Source organism: Nocardia arseniciresistens (assembly GCF_046764875.1).
GTDB lineage: Bacteria > Actinomycetota > Actinomycetes > Mycobacteriales > Mycobacteriaceae > Nocardia > Nocardia arseniciresistens.
In genome coordinates this window covers 120,956-140,734 of sequence record NZ_JBKORD010000012.1, presented here as the reverse complement: position 1 = coordinate 140,734, position 19,779 = coordinate 120,956, and the positions used below count along the sequence as shown (strand labels likewise).

Sequence of the window (19,779 nt, the reverse complement as noted above, 5' to 3'; positions counted from 1 at the left end):
GTCACCGCTGTCACCTCGGGGCCATGCGGATGGCGCCGTCGAGACGCACGGTCTGGCCGTTGAGGTACGGGTTCTCCAGCATCTCCACGGCCAGGCGCGCGTAATCGTCGGGGGCGCCGAGCCGCTTGGGGTGCGGCACGTCGGCGGCCAGGCCCTCGCGGATATCCTCGCGCAACCGCGCGAGCATCGGCGTGTCCATGACACCCGGCGCGATGGTGTTCACGCGGATCTGCCAGCTGGCCAGATCACGGGCGGCGACCAGGGTCATCCCGTGCACACCGGCCTTGGACGCGGTGTAGGAGGCCTGCCCGATCTGGCCGTCGAACGCGGCGACAGAGGCGGTGAGCACAATGGCGCCACGATCACCATCGACGATCTCGTTGTCCGCGATGCGGGACGCGGCCAGTCGCAGCACGTTGTAGGTGCCGATCAGGTTGACCCGCACAACCTCGGCGAAGGTGTCCAGCGCGCCCGGGGTCCGGTCCTTGCCGATGATGCGGGTGCGGTCGCCGCCACGCCCGGCACAGTGCACAACGAAGCGCAGCGGACCGTTGTGCTCAGCCGCGTCGAGGGCGGCGCCGACCGCCACCTCGTCGGTGATGTCGGCGCGCACGAAGGTCGCCGCGCCACCGAGTTCGGCGACCGCCTTCTCACCCTGTTCCTCCGAGATATCGGCGAGGACAACCTTGCCGCCGCGCTCGATGATCCGTCGCGCGGTGGCCAGGCCGAGCCCGGAGGCGCCACCGGTAACCAGTGCCGAGCAACCGTCGATCTGCATGTCTAACTCCTTATAGGCCAAGGGATTTACTGATGATGGTCTTCATGACCTCGCTGGTACCCCCGTAGATACGGGATACTCGCGCGTCGGCGTAGAGCCGGGCGATCGGATACTCCAGGATGTAGCCGTAGCCGCCGTGCAACTGCACACAGCGATCGACCACACGTCCCTGCATCTCGGTGCAGAACAGTTTGGTCTTGGCCGCGTCCGCCACGCTCAGCTCCTCCGCGACCCGAGCCGTGATCGCCGCGTCGAGCAGAGCTTGGGCCGCCTCGAGTTCGGTGGCCATCGCCGCGAGTTCGAATTTGGTGTTCTGGAAGTTCGCGACCGGCTGGCCGAAGACCTTACGGTCACGGACATAGGCGATGGTCATCTCGATCGCGGCGCGGGACTGGGCGACCGCGCCGACCGCGATGGCCAGCCGCTCCTGCGCCAGGTTGCGGCCGAGGTGGCTGAATGCCGCTCCTTCGGTGCCGAGCAGGTTGGCGACCGGCACCGGGACGTCGGCGAAGGACAGCTCGACGGTGTCCTGGATGGTGAGCCCGAGCTTATCCAGCTTGCGGCCCACCGTGAATCCGGGCATCCCCTTCTCCACCACCAGCAGCGACAAACCCGCGCGCCGGTTGTCCGGGTCGGTCGCGGTACGAGCCACAACGATTACCAGGTCTGCGTGGTAGCCGCCGGTGATGAAGGTTTTCGCGCCGTTGAGCACGAAATGGTCGCCGTCGCGGACCGCGGTGGCCTTCAAACCGGCCAGGTCCGAGCCGGTGCCCGGTTCGGTCATCGCGATGGCGGTGTAGAGCTCACCGCGGGCCAGGCCCGGGAACCACCGGGCCCGTTGTGCGTCGTCGGCCAAGCCGAGAAAGTACGGGACGACGACATCCAGGTGGGTGCGAAGACCGCCGAGTGTGACGCTCGCTCGCGCGGTTTCCTCCTGGATCACCACGTTGTAGCGGTAGTCGTCCTGACCGCCGCCGCCGTATTCCTCCGGGATGGCGGTGCCGATGATGCCGAGTTCGCCCAAGGCGTTGAACAATTCGCGCGGGACGAGACCGGCGTCTCGCCACTGCTCGTATGCCGGAACCACCTCGCGGGCAAGGAAGTCGCGGACCAGGAGACGGAAGTCCTCGTGGTCCTGGGTGAACAGCGTCCGGCGCATCGATTCTCCTTCTCGCAGCGAGCGCTTCGCCGGGCCGTCTCGCGACTATCGGCGGGTCGGAACTGTGCCTCATCAGACTCGGCCCACGACGTATTAAGTATGCGCATTCAGTGGTTCTGGATGGGACCTTACCATTTTCCGGCACTAGCGATAGGATCCAAAATGAATTAAGTATCCTGTTAAGCAATTTGCGGTCAGAGCGGTACAAAGGAGTAGACGTGTCGGATGAGGTGCTCGTCGAGCGTCGTGGTGCGATCCAGGTCATCACGATCAATCGCCCCGAAGTGAAGAACGCGCTCAACGCCAAGGTGGCCGAAGCGATCGCCGCCGCGGTCGACGAACTCGACGCGTCGGACGATTTGCGGGTCGGGGTGCTCACCGGTGCGGGCGGGACGTTCTCCGCGGGGATGGATCTCAAAGCGTTCCTGCGCGGTGAAAGTCCCGCGATCGAGGGGCGCGGGCTGTGCGGTATCGCCATGACCCCGCCGCGCAAGCCGCTGATCGGGGCGGCCGAAGGATGGGCGCTGGCAGGCGGTTTCGAGCTGCTGCTGGCCTGCGACCTCGTCGTGGCCGCGCGCACCGCACGGTTCGGCGTGCCCGAGGTGAAACGGTCGCTGGTCGCCCGCGCGGGCGCCGCACTGACGCTACCGCGCCGCGTGCCGTTCGCGATCGCGCTGGAGCTGCTGCTGACCGGTGAATCGATTACCGCGGTGCGGGCGGCCGAGATCGGCCTGGTCAACCGGCTCACCGACGAGGGCGGCGCACTGAAGGGCGCGCTGGAGCTCGCCGAGACCATCGCGAAGAACGGTCCGCTCGCCATCGCGGCCACCAAACAGATCGCTCGCTCCAGCGCCGACTGGACGATGGAGCAGGGCTGGGCGAAGCAGGCCGAGATCACCGCGCCGGTCTTCGCCTCGGCCGACGCCACCGAAGGCGCGACCGCGTTCGCCGAGAAGCGGGCACCGGTCTGGCAGGGCCGCTGATGGCTGCCGGGCCGCTGGCGGGCCTGCGCGTCGTCGAACTCGGCGGGATCGGTCCGGGTCCGTTCGCCGGGATGTTCCTCGCCGATCTCGGGGCCGAGGTCGTGCGCGTCGATCGACCCGAGCGCGCCGGCGAGGTCGGCGCGGGCGGACCCGCGGATGTGACCAATCGCGGAAAACGTTCGGTGGTACTCGATTTGAAGCATCCGGACGCGCCTGGCGCGCTACTGGAACTGGTCGAGCGCGCCGACGTGCTGATCGAAGGGTTTCGCCCCGGTGTGACCGAGCGACTGGGCATCGGACCGCATGAATGCCTGGCGCGCAATCCCCGGCTGGTTTACGGCCGGATGACCGGATGGGGGCAGGACGGACCCCTATCGGCCGCGGCCGGGCACGACATCACCTATATCGCCCTCACCGGAGCGTTGAGCGCGATCGGGTCCGCGGCCGGACCCCCGCAGATTCCACTCAACCTTCTCGGCGACTTCGGCGGCGGCGGCTGCTATCTCGTGATCGGTGTACTGGCGGCGCTGCACGCGGCCGCGCGCACCGGCCAGGGGCAAGTGGTCGACGCGGCCATTGTCGACGGCACCGCGCACCTGCTCGCGAGCACCTTCGCCAAACTCTCGCGCGGCGCGTGGACCGATGAGCGCGGGGTCAATCAGCTCGACGGCGGCTGGCCCTTCTATGCCGTCTACGAAACCAAGGACGGTAAGCATGTCGCGGTCGGGGCGTTGGAGGCGAAGTTCTACCGGCGACTGATCGACCTGCTCGAGCTCGACGTCGACCCGGAACGGCAGCACGACCAGTCGAGCTGGCCGCACTTGCGGCGTGGCCTGGAAAAGCGATTCGCGGAACGCACCCGGGACGAATGGGCGACCCTGTTCGAAGGGACAGACGCCTGTGTCGCACCGGTTCTGGGTCTGACCGAGGCGGCCGCGCATCCGCATGTGGCCGCGCGCGGGAGCGTGCTCGCTCACGACGGCGTCGTGCAACCCGCTGCGGCACCACGCTTTTCGGCGACGCCGTCGAATCCGGGTCATACCGCACCGACCGTCGGCGCCGATACCCGAGCGGTATTCGCGGACTGGGAGGTCGGCGGCATCGACGAACTGATCGGCAGCGGCGCGGCCGTGCAGGCGAGATGACAGATATCAAACCCGGGTCGCCACAGGGCGGCCCCGAGGAACTCATCGAGAGGATCCACCCATGAGAGAAGCGGTCATTGTCGACGCGGTACGCACACCGCTCGGTAAGCGCAACGGCTCGCTGGCCGAATTGCACGCCGCTGACCTGTCGGCCGAGGTGCTCACCGCACTCACCCGGCGCACCGGCATCGATCCCGGCCTGGTGGACGACGTGATGTGGGGCTGCGTCACCCAGATCGGCGATCAGTCCAGCAATATCGGCAGATTCGCGGTGCTCGCCGCCGAGTGGCCCGAGCATGTGCCCGGGGTGACGATCAACCGGGCCTGCGGCTCCAGCCAGCAGGCCATCGACTCCGCGGCGCATGCCGTCATGGCCGGACAGTACGACCTCGTCGTCGCCGGTGGCGTCGAAACGATGACCCGGGTTCCGCTCGGCTCACACCGGACCACCGGGCAACCCTACGGACCCCGAGTATTGGCTCGCTACAACGGGTTCGAGTTCAACCAGGGCATCGGCGCCGAGATGATCGCCGAGCGATGGGGTTTCGGCCGCGAGCAGATCGACGAGTTCGCCGCCGACTCACACGCCAAAGCCGCCGCCGCGATCGATGACGGCGTCTTCGACGATCACATCGTGCCGATCGAGGTGGACGGTAGGAAGTTCACCGTGGACGAGGGGCTGCGCCGGGGCACCTCGGTCGAGACGCTGGCCAAGCTGAAGCCGTCGTTCAAATCCGATGGCGTGATCCATGCCGGGAACTCCTCGCAGATCTCCGACGGCGCGGCCGCACTGCTCATCACCACCCCGGAACGAGCTCGCGAGCTGGGCCTCACCCCGATCGCGCGCTACCACTCCGGTGCGGTGAGCGGCGCGGACCCGATCGTGATGCTCACCGGGCCGATTCCGGCAACGGCGAAGGCGCTGCGCAAGGCTGGACTGTCCATCGACGATATCGGGGCATTCGAGGTCAACGAGGCGTTCGCGCCGGTACCGATGGCCTGGCTTGCCGAAACCGGCGCCGATCCGAAGCGGCTCAATCCGCTCGGCGGGGCGATCGCGGTCGGGCACCCGCTGGGCGGTTCCGGAGCCATCCTGATGACGCGGCTGATCGCCCGGATGCGGCGCGAGAACCTGCGTTACGGACTGCAGACGATGTGCGAGGGCGGTGGCACCGCGAACGCCACCATCATCGAATTGCTGCACTGACACCTGCTCGAAGCCGCCGTCGGCAGAACTGTCGGCGGCTAAGTTTTTCGGTATCCCGATTCGAAGGAACACCATGGACCTATCGGCCCCGGTTCGCCCCTTGCCACAACCGACGCTCGCCAGCGCCGAGTTCTGGCGGTCCGGCGCCGACGGTGTTCTCAGAATCTCGCACTGCGGCGACTGCGGGCGGCATTTCCATCCACCGATGCCGCTGTGCCCGTCCTGCCGCAGCGGTGCGGTATCGCTCGCACCCACCTCGGGGCGGGCGGTCGTCGTCGGCTTCAGCGTCAATCATCAGACCTGGCTGCCCGCGTTCCCGCCGCCCTATGTGGTGGCCGTGGTCGCGCTCGCCGAGGACGATCGGGCCCGGTTGACGACCAACATCGTCGGCTGCGAGCCGGACGAGGTGCATATCGGCATGCGGGTTCGGGTGCGCTTCGAACAGCAGGAGGATCTGTATCTTCCCTTGTTCGAACCGGACCATGAGACCGAGGGGGCCGGGCCGCTGCCCGTGCCGCGTGATGTTCGAACGGCCTTGCGGCCCATGGCTTCTCCGCAGAAGTACGAGGACAAGGTCGCACTGACCGGTGTCGGGCAATCCCGGGTGGGGCGACGGCTCATGGTGGACCCGATCGCGCTGACCGTCGAAGCGGCACTGGCCGCGGTCGCGGACGCGGGACTGGACCTCGATGATATCGACGGCCTGTCCACCTATCCGGGAACCGCGGCACCGGGCGGCTTCGGCGAGGGCGGGATCACCGCTCTGGCCGAAGCGCTACAGATCTACCCCACCTGGATCAACGGTGCGCGCGAGGTGCCCGGGCAGATCGGCTCGGTCACCGCCGCCATGCTCGCCGTCGCCGCCGGATTGTGCAGGCACGTGCTGTGCTTCCGCACGGTCTGGGAGTCCTCCCACACCGCGCTGGTCCGGTCCGGTCAATGGCGGCCCGACGGCGGTCGCGCCACCGGGATGATGGAGTGGCGGGCCCCGTTCGGGGCCATGTCGGCCGCGCAGTGGATCGGCTGCAACGCCTCGAACTATATGCATCGCTACGGTGTGGGACGCGAGGCGCTCGGTGCGATCGCGGTCACGGCGCGAGCGGGCGCGGGCCGCAATCCCGAAGCGCTGCACCGCGATCCGCTGACCATGGACGACTACTTCAACGCCCGCATGATCACCACGCCGTTCGGGCTCTACGACTGCGACGTGCCTTGCGACGGCGCGGTGGCCGTCATCGTCTCGGCGATCGACACCGCGGCCGACCGCCCCCGACCGCCCGTGCTGGTCGAGGCCGTCGGCACCGCGATGCTCGAACGACTCAGCTGGGATCAGGACACGCTGTCACACCTGCCCCAGTCCCTTGGATCCTCGGCGCACGTGTGGACACGCACCGATCTGACTCCCGTCGACGTCGACGTCGCCCTGCTCTACGACGGGTTCACCTTCAACGCCCTGTCCTGGCTCGAGGGCCTTGGCTTCTGCGGGCCGGGCGAGGCGACCGACTTCATCGCGGGCGGCAAAACTATCGCCCTCGACGGCGCGCTGCCACTCAACCCGCACGGCGGCCAACTGTCGGCCGGACGGCTGCACGGCTACGGGTTCATCCGGGAGGCCATGCTGCAACTGCGCGGCGATGCCGACGGGCGGCAGGTGCCGGACGCACGGGTCGCGGTAGTCACGGCGGGCGGTGGCGTGCCGTCCGGGGCGATGCTGTTGAGAAGGGCTGACTGAGAAAAGATTCGGGTACCCCGCAGGGCCGCACGCTCGGATGCGGGCGGCCCACCGGATCGGCCGCACTCCCAGATTCTGGGCGGGCGGACCGCCCATGGGTCGGATCTACCGCGGCTCCCGTGGCAGTCCGAGCCCCCGCTCCGCGACCTGCGTGCGCAGAATTTCGTTGGCGCCACCGGCGATCGTGTAGGCGCGCGAGTACAGGTGCGCGTCCTGCCACCAGCCGTCGGACACCGCGTTCGGGTCCGCCCCGGTGAGCAGCCCGTCGGTGCCCTGTAGCCGCATGCCGTAGGCGACCAGGTCGTGATTGAGTTCGCTGAAGAAGATTTTGCCGAGGGCGGCGTCGGAGGGCTGCTCGGTGTTGTGCAGCATCCGCGACTGGGCGAGGTTGATCATCGCGGCGTTGACGTGCGCCCGGGTGGCGAGTTCGCCGATTGTCTGGCGGGTCGCCGAATCCTCGAGTGCGGGCCGGTCGCCGATCGAGGTGCCCTCGGCCAGATGCAGCAGGTCGTCGAGCATGCCGAACAACTCCACCCCGCGCGCGGCGACACCAGAACGTTCGTGGCCGAGGCTACTCATCGCCACCCGCCATCCGTCGTTCACTTCGCCGATCACATTCGCGACGGGGATCCGGACATCGTCGAGAAAAACCTCGTTGAAGTCGGTGGTTCCGGTGATCTCGCGCAGCGGGCGGATATCGACACCCGGACTGCGCATATCGAGCGCGAAGGCCGTGATGCCCTTGTGTTTCGGCGCGTCGCGATCGGTGCGGGCGAGCAGGTAACCCATATCGGCATGCTGGCCGTTGGTGGTCCAGACTTTCTGACCGTCGACCACGTACACCGCGTCCGCACCATCACCCTCGCGGCGCGCTCGCGTCTGCAGTGCCGCCAGGTCGCTGCCCGCGCCCGGTTCGCTGAACAGCTGGCACCACACGTCCGCGCAGGCGCGGATCCGCGGCAGCAGGCGCGCGCGTTGCTCATCGGTGCCGAAGTCGATCACGGCCGCCGATGCCAGCGCGGCCGCACCGATCGGCGCCCATGTTCGAGCGCGCGCGATCTCCTCGGCCACGATGAACGGTTCGAGGGGATGCGCGTCGGGTCGGCCGCCGAACTCCGCGGGCCAGTTGATCCCGAGCAGGCCCGCCTCATACAGCTTCGCTGTCCACTCCCGGATCGCGGGCATGAGTTCGGGCTCGGGCGCGCGAACGCCCGCGTGCGCCTTGATACCCGGGGCGTGCTCGGTGACGAAGGCCCGCACCCTTTTTCGGAAGGCCTCGAGTTCTGGCGTGGACTCCAGCCGCATCGCTTAGCTACTCCTCGTCATCGGGTGCCGAATCCCCATGATGGGGTTACTCTAACTCTGCGATCGATCGACCAGCCAGGGTTGAACTCCGACACTACTCGATCAAGTCAACAAAAGAGTACACTCACTTCGCAGCGCTGTTTCTGTGACGCGGATGCGCATCGGAACCCTCCGTGCGGTGCGCAGACACGCGAACCGGCTCGGCGATGCATCGACAAACAGTGACCCCAACCTAGTCTTCGCGCATGTCGCAGCCGTCGTCATGTGGGTCGGCGACTAGACTGAGGATCCGAAAACTTCAGTCCTGAGGAGTTGGCCCATGACGTCTGCCGTCGAGATCGAGCCCGACGACAGCGAGCGGGAACCCGGCCTGGCCCCCATCGAACCCGGCGCACCTGTCGGCAAACTCGCCGCGCAGATCGCACACCGCATCGAAGCTACCGTGATGCGCCGTGGTTGGCCCGTCGGCGAATCGCTGGGATCGGAAGTGGATCTGCGCGAGGGCTTCGGTGTGAGCCGCGCGGTGCTGCGCGAGGCGGTTCGACTGGTCGAACATCACCAGGTCGCCAGGATGCGGCGCGGCCCGAACGGTGGCCTGTTCGTCTGCGCGCCCGACGCGGGCCCTGCGACGCGGGCCATCGTGATCTACCTCGAGTACGTCGGCACCAGCGTCACCGATCTGCTCCAGGCCCGCCTGCTGCTCGAGCCGATCGCCGCGGGCCTGGCCGCGGACCGGATCACCGAGGACGGCATCAACAAACTGCGCGCCATCCTCGACGACGAACTCACTCACCAGGACGATCCGAGCATCGCATCACAGGACCCACTACATCCCGCGCTCGGGCAGCTGTCCGGAAATCCGGTGCTGCACCTATTCATCGACGTGCTCACGCGCCTGACCGCACGCTACGCACACACCTCACGCCGGATCGCCAAAACCGACGTGCTGGCCGCGAAAGCGGAATCCCGGCAAGCACATCGCACCATCGCCGACGCCGTGATCGACGGCGACGGTGCCCGCGCCCAGACGATGTTGACCGCGCACCTGGAGTCGGATGCGAAGTGGATCGAGAAGCACCGGGTGCGCCACGGACAGCGCATCGCGGGCAACGTGATCGAACCCGAACTGGTCGAGGGCCCGCGCGCCAAGCTCGCCGAGGTGGTCGCCGCCCGGATTCACGACGATATCGCCGCACGTGGCTGGCAGATCGGCATGGTGCTCGGGTCGGAGGCCGATCTGCTCGCCCGCTACGGGATCAGCCGGGCGGTCTTACGCGAAGCCGTCCGACTGCTGGAATACCACTCGGTCGCCCAAATGCGCCGCGGCCCCGGCGGCGGACTCATCGTCGCCGCACCCGAGCCACAAGCCAGCATCGACACCATGGCGCTGTTCCTCGAATACCAGGGCGTCACCGCCGAGGATCTGCGAATCGTGCGCAATGCCATCGAACTCGGCATCATCGCCCGGGTCACCTCCCGGCGCGCCGAGGGCGACAACGAGGTGGCCGAGCGGCTCGGCGCGGCCGTCCGCTGGCCGACGGAGGGCCCCGCCGAGGACCCGCGCAAAGCCGACCTGTTCCACATCGAACTGGCCGAACTGGCAGGCAACCCCGTGTTGTCGCTGTTCCTGTCCATCATTACCGAACTCTTCCGCAGGCACGCGGCGGGCCAGGACCGGCCACTGCCCGGCGACCAGGCGGCCGAGGAGGTCGAGCACGCGCACCAGCGCATCCTCGACGCGATCCTGCAAGGCGATACCGGGGTTGCCCGGAATCGGATGCGCCGCCATCTGGACGCACTCGTGCCGTGGTGGCACTGACCGGTATGGCCCGCTGTTCGGCGTGCTGGTTCAGTCGGTGACGCTGAATCGGTCCAGTTCGTGGGCGACCATGCCGTCGAGGTCCGGGGCGGGCGGATTGGGGAGTTCGACCGCACGATCCCTGGTCGGGAGCAACACCACCGCGGAGCCCGGGGTGGTGACCTCGCCGCGCTGGTTTTCGCAGCGCACCTCGAGGTGAATCTCGTTGCGCCCGTCGAACTGTCGCTTGTCCACGACCGTGCCGCGCACCCAGGTGGTGTCGCCGATGTAGTTGAACTTGCGGTGTTCGCAGCGCAACTTCCACAGCCAGCCGTCGTCACCGATCCAGTCGGTGAGCAGATGGGTCAGCCAGGTTTCGCGCATGCCGCCGTAGTCGTAGGAGTTGGGCAGGCCGAGTTCCTTGGCCCGGGCGGGCTCCCAATGCAGGCGCTGCACGGTGTCGGGGATGTTCAGCCCGTTGGGCGGATAGAGCCCAGGGGCCTTGCGCCGGATCTTCGCGGCGATCTTGAACGTGCCGGGCGGGGTGAGCTGCATACCCCAGCCCAGATGCCAGACAACCAAGTCGGTGGTGGTGAGCGGCCCTTTCACCTTGGGCTGCAACACTTCTCCGACCTCGACATCCTCCCAGTAGCGCGGCTCGGCGGCGCGCCTGGTCTCGGCGGCGTAAGCCGCGTCGATTTCGGCGAGCTGCTCGGGTGAATAGGGCTGCTGCGCGAGCTGCTCTTTGGCCTGTTTCTTCGAGGCGTGCCGTTCGGCGTTGATCCAGGTACCGCGGCGCACGGCAAGCATCTCGCCGCGGCCATTCGTGTAGAGGTAGTCCTGGGTGACGTGCGCGGTGCGCCCACCGAAGCTACTGCGCTTGGGCTGCACACCCACCTGGGTCTGCAGCACCCGGCAGCGGTCACCCGGGCGCAGCGGCTGCCACCACTCGAACTCCATCACCGCCTGGTAGGAACCCAGTCCCGCGAAGGGGTCACCTCTCAGCAGAGCCTTGGTTTCAGCATCCGGCTTCGGGGCCGCGTCCTCCCCCATCGTGTACAGAAAGGTCGGCGGCGCGATCAGCGATCCCCAGCGGGTCCGCCCCGCGTAGTCCGGATCGCAATACAGTGGATTGTCATCGCCGTAACCGAATGCGAAGTGCCGCAAGCCATCCCAGCTCACCTCATAGTTGTGTGGCGGATTGCGCTGCGGGTTGGGAATGCCGAGCCGACGGCGGGACCGCTCGATCGCCTCGTCGGTCAGCACACCGAACTGCTCGCCCCGATTTGCCTCGGTGCTGGTCATTTGGGATCCTCCTCGATCAGTCACGCTGTGTCCTTTGTGGCATTCGGGCCCCGCCGCTCATGCCGTATTCGCGAGCTGCGCTCGCACGATGTCCAGCAGTTCGACTCGGCTCACCTTGCTCGACGGGGTGCGCGGCAGTTCGTCGAGGACGACGATGTGCGCGGGCACCTCGTACGGCATGAGCTGGTTGCGGCACAGGGCGATCAGCTCCGCGACACCGGGCCGGATGCGTCCGGGTTCGACCTCGATCGCTGCGACGGGCACCTCACCGAGGCGCGCGTGGGGCAACCCGGCAACAGCCGCTTCGCGCACGGACGCGTGTGCCTCCAGCACCCGCTGGACCAGCTCGGGCTGCACCTTGAAGCCGCCGCGGATGATGGCGTCATCGGCACGGCCTTCGATCCATACGAAACCGTCGGCGTCGATCCGCGCCAGATCGCTGGTCCGGACCCATACCTGAGCGCCTTGCGCGGTCTGCGCGGTACGGACCTCCAGCTGACCGGTCGACCCGACCGGCAGTTCCGCGCCGTCCTCGCCGGTCACTCGCAGCTCGACGCCGGCGAACGCACGCCCGGCACTACCCGCCTTCTCATCCCACCACTTTTGATGCTGCGCGAGCGTCCAGCCCGCCACCGCCCCGGCGAATTCGGTTGCGCCGTATGTCATCAGGACCGGAATGTCGTATCTGCGGAAGAAACCGTCGGCCAGTTCGGCCGGGCACGGCGCGGTCCCGGAAGTGACCACCTGCAGGCTCGCCAGCCGATCTTTCGGCACGTCGGCGTCGAGCACGGTGCGCAAGGCAGCGGGCACCAAGCTCACCGCCCGCAACTGGTGTCGCTCCACGACGCGCAACCAAGGCTCGAGGACGAACTTGGGCATCAGGATCATCCGGCGTCCGGTGGCCAGGCACGCCAGCGATCGCCACAGCCCGCCGATATGCACGAGCGGTGCCGCGACAAGCGCCGCCGAGCGGGTCAGCAGCCGGTCGGATTTGGGCGTCTGCCCGCCGGAGGCGAGCGCCTGGTCCAACTGTTCGACGCTCAGGTGCACTCGCTTCGGTGGACCGGTAGTGCCGGAGGTGAGCATCTCGACGGCGATGCCCGGGTTGGTCGGGGCATCGACGGGTGCAGCACCACCCGCGATACGCACTGCACCATCGGTATCCAACTCCAGAGCGAGACCGGCGGCGGTCACGGCGCCGAGCACACCGTCACGCGCGAGCACCTCGACCCCGGCGACGACAACGGGTGGCGCGCACCGGGCGATATCGGCCGCGAGTCGCGCGGCGGGTTGCAGTGGGCTCAGCATCACCACGCAACGTCCCGAAGCGATCACCGCAGCGACCACCGCGACGTGCTCGGGACGGTTCTCCAGTACGACCCCGACGCGGGCTTCGACGGGCAGACCCGCGGTCTCGAACGCGTCGATCACGGCGCCCGCGGTCTCTTGGACCCGGCCCCAGGTCCACCAGATCTCGGCGTGCTCGATCGCATCGGCGTCGGCGGGCGCCTCGGCAAGCAAGCGGGACAGGCGGTCTCGAATTCCCACGTGATCAGCCCTTCGAAAGACCGAGCACCTGCTCGGCGAGATGGGTTATGCGTATCGACCGGCGGCGCGATAGGCGCCGCGAGATCGCCACGTCTCATCTATAAAGTACACTTAATTAGAACCGCTGGTCAGTTGTCCCGCAAACAGCAAGAACGCGATATCGGTCACAGCCAGGCGGGATCGCGCCAGCGAAAGTCACGAAATTCCCTGTTTGGATAACAAATTCGCGCATTTCGGACCGAACTCAGCGCTACCGACGAAATGCGTAAGGATCAGCTACATACAAGATTCGAACACGCTTCCAGGACACTGATCTAGAAAAAGGCTGGGATAGCACCAGCGCCATCCCAGCCCCGGTCGGGCGTCGACGAGTCAGATACCGACCAATCCGGCGAGCCGGGCTCGGTGCATCGCGGGATCTCCGAACAACTGTTCCGAGGATTTGGCACGCTTCAGATACAGGTGCGCGTCATGTTCCCAGGTGTATCCGATACCACCGTGGATCTGAATGTTCTCTTCAGCCGCGTGGGTGAAGGCATGCGAGCAGTACGCCGCGGCCAGCGCGGCCGCCACCGGCAACGCGGTCGAGTCGCTAGCGGCCACCGACGCCGCGTGATACGCCGCGGACCGCGCGGATTCGACCTGTAGAAGCATGTCGGCGCACTTGTGTTTGATCGCCTGGAACGACCCGATCGGGCGGCCGAACTGCACCCGGATCTTCGCGTATTCGACGGCGGTGTCCAGGCACATCTGCGCACCGCCGACCTGCTCGGCGACCAGCGCCACCTCGGCGAGGTCGAGCACGGTGCGCAGGTACGCCGAGGCGTCCCCGTCCGGTCCGACCCGCCGTGCTACCGCGCCGTCGAGGTCGAGCCTGGCCAGGCGCCGGGTCGGGTCGAGTGTGTCGAGCCGGGTGCGAGTTACCCCCGCCTCGTCGCCCCGCACGGCGAATAATCCCGGCCCCGCTTCGGTGCGCGCGACGATGAGTACGAGGTCGGCCGTATCGCCGTCGACGACGAACATCTTGGTGCCCGATAAAGTCCAGTCCTCGCCGCTCGGCGCCGCCACGGTCGCGACATCGGCCAACTGCCAGGATCCACTCGCCTCGGCCAACGCTAGGGTGGCGGTCAGCGAACCGTCGGCGATCGAGGGCAGCCAACGCGCTTTCGCCGCATGATCACCGGAGGCGGTGAGCGCCTGACCGGCGAGCGCCACCGTCGCGAAATACGGCGAGGGCAACAGCACTCGCCCCATCTCCTCCAGCACGATGCCCAGCTCGACCGGACCGCCGCCGGCACCACCGTATTCCTGGGGCAGTGCCAGGCCGTGCAGGCCGAGCTGCTCGGCCATCTGCCGCCACACCGCCGGATCATGCCCCTGCTCGGACTCCATCCACTGGCGCACCGCCGCGCTCGGCGACTTCTCCGACAGGAAACGGCGCAGCGTCGCGCGCAATTCTTCCTGCTCCTCGGTGCACGTCAGAGTCACCCGACTCCTCCACGATGGCGAATCTTTTTGGGCTGCAACGAGATCACCGCGGGGTATGTGAGCGTAGGTAGGCGTCGAAGTCCGGCAGCATCCGTGCGCGCTCGACGATCTCGATGCGCACGCCGGACGGGTCGAGGAGATAGGCGAAGATCGAGGGCGCGCCGTCGATCACCGCGCACGCCTCGAGCAAGAAACCCGACTCCTCGAGCAGTTTCGCGGTGATCGGTACGTCGTCGCAGAAGTAGCCGAGGTGGTGGGTCGCGCCGCGCGGCGACGCCGTCCACGGTGTGCCGGGAATCGCCTGCACGAGTTCGATATGCGGGCCGTCGAGCGAGTAGCAGTACTCCAGGCGCAGCACCCGCTCGCCGTCGGCCATGCGGACCGGCAGCTCGCCTGCCATGGTCTCGGTCCACCGGTAGCCCGCGACCTCGCTCATAGCGTTCTTGGACGCTTCGAGATCCGGCACCACGATGCCGGTGTGGAACAGATCCGATGCCCGTAATGGATGGTTCACGCCGTCACCCACCGCAGCCGCAGGGACTGGATGCCGTACATATTGCCGTGCTGCTCGAGCTCTTGCCCGGGGGCCAATCGGTACTCGGGGATCCGCTTATGCCACTCCTCGACCGCCACATTCAGCTCGAGGCGGGCCAGATGGGAACCGAGGCAGCGGTGCGGACCCGATCCGAAGGCGATGTGGTTGCTCTGCTCGCGGTGCAGGTCCACGTCCAGCGGGTTGTCGAAACGTTCGGGATCGCGGTTGCTCACCGCGAGCGGCAGCATCACCATCTCGCCCGCTTTGACCGGGCAGCCACCGATTTCGGTATCAACCGTCGCTTTGCGGGCCGGGACGACGAAGGAGTAGACCCGCAGGATCTCCTCCACCCCCATCGCGATGAGCGAGGGATCCTCGATGATCGCCGTGCGCTGCTCTGGATGGGTGGCGAAGTGATAAAGCGCCCAGCCGATGGAGATCGGGACGGTATCGAACCCGGCCTGGAACATCAGGATGCAGAACGCGTGCATGTCGTAGTCGCTGATCGGCTCGCCGTCGATCTGCCAGGTCAACACGCGCGAGAGCAGGTCGTCGCGAGGAGCCTCGCGCCGCAGCGCGATCTGCTCGGCGAAATAGTCCGATACCGCGGTCATGGCACTGAGCTGGCGGACGCCCTCGGGATCCTCGGCGTAGGTCAGATGCAGCAGGTCGTGCACCCAATCGAGGAATATGCCCAGGTCCTGTTCGGGCAGGCCCATCAGGCGCATGAAGATCAGGGTGGGAAACCGGCGGGCGAATTCGTCGAGGACATCGACTTCGCCGCGCTCGAGCAACTGATCGATCATGTCGGCCGCAACCTGGCGAACCTCCGGTTCGCGGGCGGCGATCGCCTTCGGCGAGAAGTCTGTGCCGAGGAGCCGCCGCCAGATGGTGTGCACGGGCGGATCCAACATCTCTGGAATCCACAGGAACTTCGGGTCCGGATTGAGTGCCGTCACCGACTTGTTGGAGAACCGGCGCCAGTCCTGCAGCGCTTCCTGCACCGCCTGGCCCTCGGTAATCACCCAGTAGCCGCTGGCGATGGTGCTGCGGAAACCCGTATGGCTGCCGGCGATCTCGTCCCATCGCTGCTGGTGGCTCAGGACCGGTCCGCCCAGTCGGTTGTCGAAGTGATAGGCGGGTACACCGTCATAGGTGCCCTCGGGCTCGAGCTTCGTGCTCATCGCGGATCCTCTCGAAACGCTGCGGTACCGGGGTTCGAATATACCGGGCAATACAGCAATTGCGTAACCTCTTTTGTTGTTGATCCGGCTAATTCCCGCTCAGCGGACGGCAATTTCCAGAAAAGAGGTCACTTTCCTCAGATGAGATCAGGTGACCGCGCCGTCGATCTTGAGCGCGATGAGTTCGTCCTCGGACAATCCCAGCTCGAGCAGCACCTCATCGGTGTGTTCGGCGAACAGTGGGGCCCGGGTAAGGGTCGCCGGGGTTTCGTCGAATTGGACTGGGTTGGTGACCAGTTCGCGATCCACGCCCTCGGCGTCGACGACCGGCGCGATGAGGCCGTTGGCCCGCAGCGACTGGTCCTGGCCGACCTCCCACGCGTTCTGTACTGCGGCCCATTGCCCTTCGCCGCGGCCGAGGATCTCGACCCATTCGGCGTAGGGACGAGCCGCGACGATCTCGGCGACGATCTCCGCGGCAGCGCCCGCGTTGGCCATCAGCTTGTCGGCGCTGTCGAAACGTTCGTCGTCGACGAGTTCCGGGCGCCCGGCCAGCCGGCAGAATTCCGGCCAGTAGCGACCGGGTTGCAGCATCGACAGCTCGATCCACCGCCTATCCGCGGTGCGGTAGGCCCCGATGAGCGGATTAGTGGCCGAGCCGTGTTTCGGCGGCGTGTTGACCGGCAGCGGGCCGCCGGACATCAACGCGAGGTTGACCGTGAATTGCGTTGCCCAAGCACCGACTCCGAGCAACGAGACGTCCAGTACCGACGTCTCGCCCGTGGTCGCGCGAGCATAGAGGGCGGCGGCGATACCACCGGCGATGGTCAAACCGCCCATCGAATCGCCGTAGGCCCCACTCGGCATCCGCGTGATGCGCTCCGCCCCTGGCGGGGTGACCCCGGCGGCGCTACCGCCCCGCGCCCAGAAGGCGGTGCTGTCGTAACCCCCCTTGCCCGCTTCGGGTCCGCGGACGCCGAAACCACTGCCACGCACGTAGATGATGTCGGGGTTGATCGCCCGCACATCCTCGAGGTCGATCCCCAGTTTCGCCCGCGATTCGGGCAAGAAGTTCGTGAGGAACACGTCGCTGTTACGGATCAACTCCTCGAGCACACGGCGCGCGGACGGCTTTTCGAGGGCCAGGCCAACACTGCGCTTGCCACGGTTCGGACCTTCCATTATCGGGAAGAATGACGATCCGGCGCTGCCACCGGCATAACCGAGCACGCGCGAGAGCCCACGCTGGCCGTCGCCCCGCTCGGCGTGCTCAATCTTGATCACGTCGGCGCCCCAGTCGGCCAGCACCGCACCGGCCGCCGGAACGAAGGTGAACTGCGCGACTTCGAGAACGCGCACGCCCTCCATCGGTTTGTGCATCGGACAAGCTCCTCGTTGCGTCGAAGGGTTGCCGGTCAGGCGGTACAACCCCAAAAATAACAGTATCCCCAATAATTATGGAGAGGTATCTACTAACGCCCTTTCCAGATAGGTGCACGCTTTTCGGTGAACGCGGTGGCACCTTCTTCGGCATCCGCCGAGGCGAAGACGGGGCCGGTGATCTCGACCTGATTCGCCCAGCCCTGCTCCGTGGTCCAGTCGGCGCCGGAGCGGGCGATCTGCTTGGTCGCCGCCACCGCGAGCGGGCCGTTCGCCGCGATCGTCTCGGCCAGTTCCAGCGCGCCGTCGAGTGCGCCGCCCTCATCGGTGAGCCGGTTGATCAAGCCGATCTCGGCGGCGCGCTGCGCACCGAACGGCTCACCGGTCAGCAACAGTTCGAGCGCGATAGCGAAAGGCACCCGCCGGGCCAGTAGCAGCGCCGCACCAGCGCCCGCCACCAGCGCCCGCTTCACCTCCGGCACACCGAAACGCGCGGTGCGCGCGGCTACTACGAGGTCACAGGCCAGCAGAAGCTCGAAACCGCCTGCCAGCGCCCACCCCTCGGCCGCACCGATCAACGGTTTCCGGGGCGGAGTCATCGTGATCCCGCACAGCCCGCGCCCCTCGATCGCCGGGCTCTCACCACGCAGGAACGCTTTGAGATCCATCCCCGCTGAGAACGTCCCGCCCGCACCGGTCAGTACACCGACCCGCAACTCGTCCGACGCGTCCAACTCATCGACCGCCGCGGCCACACCCGCGGCCACACCCGCGTTCAGCGCGTTCTTCACCGCCGGGCGATTGATCGTAATGACCTGCACCGCACCACGACGTTCGACCAGCACCTCGTCCGACACGTCCACTCCTTCACCCGGCGGCCTGCGCCGACGGCTCGTCAACGAACAGTACATCCAATTTCGCATACTTATTTAACATGCGCCACAACGAGCGGACTGGCGCGTCGTTCACCACATGACCTGCTCGAAGGTCCTATCCGTCGCGTCGAGATTCCGTTCCGGCATCGTGCGCACGTGGACTCAAGACAGAAATACAGTGTACTGTTCAATGACAACCCCATTAGAATCACACTCTCTTACGGTGGTACACGTTGCGCCGGACCGGCCGGTCCGGTCCGACTCGGCGATCGTGACGGACGGAGTGGGCATGGCCGAAGGGTCACATATGGCCGACAAAAAACAAGCGGAACGACCGAGGATCGGGATAGCCGACCCCGCGGATATTTCCGCGCGCGCTGCACGAGCGGTCGGCGCGACATTGCGAGACCTGGTTCAACTGACCGGTGGCGCGTCCAGCCTCACCTATTCCGCCACGGCGGACACGGACACGCGCGTCGTGGTCAAGGTCGCCCCACCCGGTCTCGCCCCGGTCCGCAACCGGGATGTGCTGCGCCAGGCCCGGTTGCTTACCGCGCTCACCGAAGTGGCCGATCTGGCCGTGCCGCGCGTGTTGGGAACCGATACCGGCTCACCACCGGAAGTGCCGCCGCTGTTCGTCATGTCCTTCGCCGACGGCGAGAGCTACGAACCCCGCCACGTCGCGGTCGAACAGCGTCCGTCCCGGACACAGGTGCGCGGCCGGGCCGCGACAGCCGCCCGCATGCTCGCGGCCCTGCACGCCGTCGCCCCAGCGAAGCTCGGCATCGATGAACCGGCCGCCTCGCTCGAAGCCGAGGTCGAGCGCTGGACGAAGGCTTTCGCCACCTGTGAGCTCGAACAGTCCACAGCATCAGCCGAACTCGACTGCCGACGACTGCTCACAACCGCGGTCCCCGCGCCGCTGCGGCCCGCGGTGCTACACGGTGACTGGCGACTGGGCAATATGCAATGTGTCGGTGATCAGGTACACGCGGTCATCGACTGGGAAATCTGGTCGATCGGCGATCCGCGCCTGGACCTCGCTTGGCTGCGGCTGATGTCGGATCCCTCCCATCCGACGGCGATCGCCCCCAACGCCCCCACACTCGAGCCCGATGAGTTGCTGGCCAGGTACGAGGCGGCCAACGGCGCACTCGTAGCCGACCTCGGTTGGTTCGACGCCATCGTCCGCTATAAACAGGCCGCCGCGTCCGCGCTGCTGGTCAAGAACGCCGAACGCCGCGACCAGGTCACCGAGCGAGTCGAACGGATGCGCGGCGGAATCCCACTGCTGCTCACCGCCGCGCTGGCCCATCTCGACCACTGACTCGTCTCACCCACTGATTCCTATTCGGAG

The 19,779-nt window shown here is 67.0% G+C and carries 16 protein-coding genes; 6 read left to right on the top strand and 10 right to left on the bottom strand.

Going from position 1 to position 19,779, the window contains the following annotated elements:
• Positions 1 to 10 precede the first annotated feature (10 nt).
• Together ACLMAJ_RS22730 and ACLMAJ_RS22725 are read right to left on the bottom strand one after the other, a co-directional pair.
• Positions 11 to 778, bottom strand: a complete 768-nt coding sequence (locus ACLMAJ_RS22730) for an SDR family NAD(P)-dependent oxidoreductase (RefSeq protein ID WP_412015820.1) — start codon at positions 776 to 778, stop codon at positions 11 to 13.
• 10 nt (positions 779 to 788) lie between these two features.
• The gene (locus ACLMAJ_RS22725) at positions 789 to 1,937 is read right to left on the bottom strand and encodes an acyl-CoA dehydrogenase family protein (protein ID WP_412015819.1); all 1,149 of its coding nucleotides are present in this window, start codon (positions 1,935 to 1,937) and stop codon (positions 789 to 791) included.
• 218 nt (positions 1,938 to 2,155) lie between these two features.
• Here ACLMAJ_RS22725 and ACLMAJ_RS22720 point away from each other — a divergent pair, with 218 nt between their 5' ends.
• The 4 genes from ACLMAJ_RS22720 (at position 2,156) to ACLMAJ_RS22705 (ending at position 7,004) form a co-directional block, all read left to right on the top strand.
• Complete coding sequence (locus ACLMAJ_RS22720; RefSeq protein ID WP_412015818.1) at positions 2,156 to 2,920, top strand: crotonase/enoyl-CoA hydratase family protein; 765 nt, start codon at positions 2,156 to 2,158, stop codon at positions 2,918 to 2,920.
• Complete coding sequence (locus tag ACLMAJ_RS22715; protein ID WP_412015817.1) at positions 2,920 to 4,065, top strand: CaiB/BaiF CoA transferase family protein; 1,146 nt, start codon at positions 2,920 to 2,922, stop codon at positions 4,063 to 4,065. Before ACLMAJ_RS22720 ends, ACLMAJ_RS22715 begins: the two co-directional genes overlap by 1 nt.
• 61 nt (positions 4,066 to 4,126) lie before the next feature.
• On the top strand, positions 4,127 to 5,272 hold the full coding sequence (locus ACLMAJ_RS22710) for a thiolase family protein (protein WP_412015816.1): 1,146 nt from the start codon (positions 4,127 to 4,129) through the stop codon (positions 5,270 to 5,272).
• 73 nt (positions 5,273 to 5,345) lie between these two features.
• Complete coding sequence (locus ACLMAJ_RS22705; RefSeq protein WP_412015815.1) at positions 5,346 to 7,004, top strand: thiolase C-terminal domain-containing protein; 1,659 nt, start codon at positions 5,346 to 5,348, stop codon at positions 7,002 to 7,004.
• Positions 7,005 to 7,109: 105 nt separating this feature from the next.
• Here ACLMAJ_RS22705 and ACLMAJ_RS22700 read toward each other — a convergent pair whose 3' ends face one another.
• Entirely contained in the window at positions 7,110 to 8,309 is a 1,200-nt protein-coding gene (locus ACLMAJ_RS22700; RefSeq protein ID WP_412015814.1) for an acyl-CoA dehydrogenase family protein, read from the bottom strand.
• Between the two features lie 319 nt (positions 8,310 to 8,628).
• Here ACLMAJ_RS22700 and ACLMAJ_RS22695 point away from each other — a divergent pair, with 319 nt between their 5' ends.
• Positions 8,629 to 10,128 (top strand): FadR/GntR family transcriptional regulator, encoded by a 1,500-nt coding sequence (locus tag ACLMAJ_RS22695; protein WP_412015813.1) that lies wholly within the window; start codon positions 8,629 to 8,631, stop codon positions 10,126 to 10,128.
• 30 nt (positions 10,129 to 10,158) lie between these two features.
• Here ACLMAJ_RS22695 and ACLMAJ_RS22690 read toward each other — a convergent pair whose 3' ends face one another.
• The 7 genes from ACLMAJ_RS22690 to ACLMAJ_RS22660 form a co-directional block, all read right to left on the bottom strand.
• Positions 10,159 to 11,412 carry a MaoC family dehydratase gene (locus tag ACLMAJ_RS22690; protein ID WP_412015812.1) on the bottom strand — a complete coding sequence of 418 codons (1,254 nt, stop codon included), beginning with the start codon at positions 11,410 to 11,412 and terminating at the stop codon, positions 10,159 to 10,161.
• 57 nt (positions 11,413 to 11,469) lie between these two features.
• Entirely contained in the window at positions 11,470 to 12,960 is a 1,491-nt protein-coding gene (locus ACLMAJ_RS22685) for a class I adenylate-forming enzyme family protein (RefSeq protein WP_412015811.1), read from the bottom strand.
• Positions 12,961 to 13,332: 372 nt separating this feature from the next.
• Entirely contained in the window at positions 13,333 to 14,448 is a 1,116-nt protein-coding gene (locus tag ACLMAJ_RS22680; protein WP_412015810.1) for an acyl-CoA dehydrogenase family protein, read from the bottom strand.
• Positions 14,449 to 14,491: 43 nt separating this feature from the next.
• On the bottom strand, positions 14,492 to 14,962 hold the full coding sequence (locus ACLMAJ_RS22675) for a VOC family protein (RefSeq protein WP_412015809.1): 471 nt from the start codon (positions 14,960 to 14,962) through the stop codon (positions 14,492 to 14,494).
• Positions 14,959 to 16,167: a cytochrome P450 gene (locus ACLMAJ_RS22670; RefSeq protein ID WP_412015808.1), complete on the bottom strand. Its 1,209-nt coding sequence runs from the start codon at positions 16,165 to 16,167 to the stop codon at positions 14,959 to 14,961. The genes ACLMAJ_RS22675 and ACLMAJ_RS22670 overlap by 4 nt, the downstream gene beginning before the upstream one ends.
• A 147-nt stretch (positions 16,168 to 16,314) precedes the next feature.
• Complete coding sequence (locus ACLMAJ_RS22665) at positions 16,315 to 17,547, bottom strand: CaiB/BaiF CoA transferase family protein (protein WP_412015806.1); 1,233 nt, start codon at positions 17,545 to 17,547, stop codon at positions 16,315 to 16,317.
• A gap of 92 nt (positions 17,548 to 17,639) precedes the next feature.
• The gene (locus ACLMAJ_RS22660; RefSeq protein WP_412015805.1) at positions 17,640 to 18,404 is read right to left on the bottom strand and encodes a crotonase/enoyl-CoA hydratase family protein; all 765 of its coding nucleotides are present in this window, start codon (positions 18,402 to 18,404) and stop codon (positions 17,640 to 17,642) included.
• 325 nt (positions 18,405 to 18,729) lie between these two features.
• On the opposite strand from ACLMAJ_RS22660, the gene ACLMAJ_RS22655 reads away from it, so the two are divergent.
• Complete coding sequence (locus tag ACLMAJ_RS22655; protein WP_412015804.1) at positions 18,730 to 19,749, top strand: phosphotransferase family protein; 1,020 nt, start codon at positions 18,730 to 18,732, stop codon at positions 19,747 to 19,749.
• Positions 19,750 to 19,779: the final 30 nt, after the last annotated feature.